Genomic DNA, 228 nt, shown 5'->3' with positions numbered 1-228 from the left:
TTTCCAAATTGTTAAAGAGCGAGTGGTATTCCTAACGGAACAAATCACTTTCTAATGACTTTCAGAGTCAAACAGACCGACCAGTTCAATTACTTAATCTGGTTTGGCAATGTGCATCCAAAAATTCTTAGAGAGTGGTGGGCGATACCGGGTTCGAACCAGTGACCCCCTGCTTGTAAGGCAGGTGCTCTCCCAACTGAGCTAATCGCCCACATGTTTTTTCACATT

At 43.9% G+C, this 228-nt stretch carries 1 tRNA gene; it reads right to left on the bottom strand.

From position 1 onward, the window contains the following. Positions 1 to 135: 135 nt before the first annotated feature. Positions 136 to 211: transfer RNA gene (locus tag PL85_RS18490), tRNA-Val, on the bottom strand. Positions 212 to 228: the final 17 nt, after the last annotated feature.

Source organism: Vibrio anguillarum (assembly GCF_001989995.2).
GTDB classification, from domain to species: Bacteria; Pseudomonadota; Gammaproteobacteria; order Enterobacterales; family Vibrionaceae; genus Vibrio; species Vibrio anguillarum.
The sequence above is the reverse complement of the archived record's forward strand: the minus strand, read 5'-3'. Positions and strand labels throughout refer to the sequence as shown.